Source organism: Hydrogenivirga sp. 128-5-R1-1 (genome assembly GCF_000171895.1).
The window spans coordinates 1-2,001 of sequence record NZ_ABHJ01000189.1 but is presented as its reverse complement, the minus strand read 5'-3'; the positions used below and the strand labels follow the sequence as shown (position 1 = coordinate 2,001).

Here is a 2,001-nt window from a genome sequence, read left to right as displayed (position 1 = left end):
AGTATTATTACTTTATTTCCAGCAACATCTATTACACCGTAAGTTGATGCATATTCAACAGGCTCCTGTCCTTCTTTTTCTATTGTAATTTTTCCAGGAATAACATTAGTTAAAACAAGCATGTGGTTTTCTAAAATTCCCATTTCTCCGTCTGCCGTATTTACAACTGTCTGATATACCTCATCGCTGTATACTATTCCTTCAGGGGTTACTATTTCAAGTTTGTACATACCTTGCCTCCATTTAAATTATTCAATAAATTAGTTTACAATAGTTTGTATAAATTTTAAAGAAGGAGGGTATTGTCATGAAAGTTGGAGTTTTACTTGCAGGGTGTGGAGTTTTTGATGGTGCTGAAATACACGAAGCAACACTTACATTATATTTTTTAGATAAAGCTGGTGCTGAAGTAGTTTGCATGGCTCCAAATATTCCTCAAAAAGAGGTTATCAACCATCTTACAGGTGAAAAAACCGAGGAAACAAGAAATGTTTTAGTTGAAGCTGCAAGAATTGCAAGAGGAAATATAAAAGATATAAATGAAGTTTCTGCAGATGATATTGATGCTTTAATCATGCCAGGTGGATACGGAGTAGCCAAAAACTTCTCAAACTTTTTAGAAAAAGGAGCAGAGGCAGAAGTTATTCCAGAGGTTAAAAGACTTCTTATTGAAATGTTTGAAAAGAAAAAACCAATTGGAGCAGTGTGTATTTCACCTGTAATAGTTGCTTCAGCTTTAAGAGAGGCAAAAGCAAAACTTACAATTGGTAGTGATGAAGAAGTGGCAAAGGCTATAGAAGCAATGGGACAACAGCATTTAGTATGCCCAGTTTCTGAGGCTTTAGTTGATGAAGAAAATAAAATAGTTTCAACACCTGCATACATGGAAGGAAAAACAATAAAAGACGTTGCAGAAGGTATTGAAAAACTCGTAAATGAAGTTTTAAGACTTGCTAAAGGAGAGTAATATTGATTTTAAGTGAAGATAAAATAAAGGAAAATTTAAAAAATGGGCTCATAGAAATTGAGCCCTTTGATTTAGAGTATCAATTAAATGGTATTTTTGTTGATTTAACCCTTTCTGAAGACTTTTATAGGTATTCAGAAGAAATTTTATACCCAATTGAAATGCTTGATTTAAAAAATCCTTATTTTAATGTTTTAGAAAAGGATAGAATAACTGATTCAGGAATGGTAATAGAAAAAAATAAAATTTTTATAGCCCAGTCAAACGAGTACATAAAAACAGACCCTTCAATAGCAGTATCAATATCTCCAAAACTTAGACTTTCACAAATGGGTCTTCATCTTATTAATGCAGGGATGATTGATGCAGGGTTTGAAGGGAACATAACGTTTATACTCTATAATACAAACGATTTTCCTGTAAGAATTTTTAAAGATATGAAAATATGCCATTTAACTTTTCATAAAGTTGATTAAAGGAGGTTGGCTTGAAAGTAGATGTTGCAATAGTTGGATACGGAGTAGTTGGAAATGGAACTGCAAAAATTTTAGAAGAAAAAAAAGAGATTTTAAAAAAAAGAGCTGGAGTTGAGATAAATTTAAAAAAGGTTTTTACAAGAAACTGGAATAAAAAATTTGAATTTCCATTAAAAGAAAATCAAAAGGCGAACTCTTTAGATGAAATTTTAAATGATGAAGATATAAAAATAATTATTGAATTAACTGGTGGTATAGATTTTCCTTACGAACTTGCCCTAAAAGCTATAGAAAAAGGAAAACATATAGTAACTGCAAACAAAGCACTCCTTGCTGAAAAAGGAAAAGATATATTCCTAAAAGCAGAAGATAAGAATATAAGGATTGGATATGAGGCAGCTGTTGCTGGCGGGATACCTATTATAAGGGCATTAAGGGAAGGACTTGTTGCAAACAAAATAAATAAAATATATGGAATACTAAACGGAACAACAAATTATATTCTAACTTCAATGTTTAAAGAAGGAAAAGACTTTAAACAGCACTTAATGAAGCCAA

Annotated in this window: 4 protein-coding genes; 3 read left to right on the top strand and 1 reads right to left on the bottom strand. The window is 31.5% G+C overall.

Annotation, left to right across the window (positions count from 1 at the left end):
• A partial coding sequence (gene atpC, locus HG1285_RS03490; RefSeq protein WP_008288856.1) for an ATP synthase F1 subunit epsilon occupies positions 1-230 on the bottom strand: 230 nt, incomplete at its 3' end.
• Positions 231-307: 77 nt separating this feature from the next.
• Between atpC and elbB the strand changes: the two genes are divergently transcribed.
• The 3 genes from elbB to HG1285_RS03505 form a co-directional block, all read left to right on the top strand.
• The gene (gene elbB, locus HG1285_RS03495; protein ID WP_008288855.1) at positions 308-967 is read left to right on the top strand and encodes an isoprenoid biosynthesis glyoxalase ElbB; all 660 of its coding nucleotides are present in this window, start codon (positions 308-310) and stop codon (positions 965-967) included.
• Positions 968-969: 2 nt separating this feature from the next.
• Positions 970-1,443: a deoxycytidine triphosphate deaminase gene (locus HG1285_RS03500; protein ID WP_008288854.1), complete on the top strand. Its 474-nt coding sequence runs from the start codon at positions 970-972 to the stop codon at positions 1,441-1,443.
• 11 nt (positions 1,444-1,454) lie between these two features.
• Positions 1,455-2,001: homoserine dehydrogenase (locus HG1285_RS03505; RefSeq protein WP_008288853.1), on the top strand; the 547-nt coding region annotated here is incomplete at its 3' end.

Coding starts and splice junctions, on each gene's coding strand:
- elbB (WP_008288855.1), top strand. CDS start 308: ATGAAAGTTGGAGTTTTACTTGCAGGGTGTGGAGTTTTTGATGGTGCT.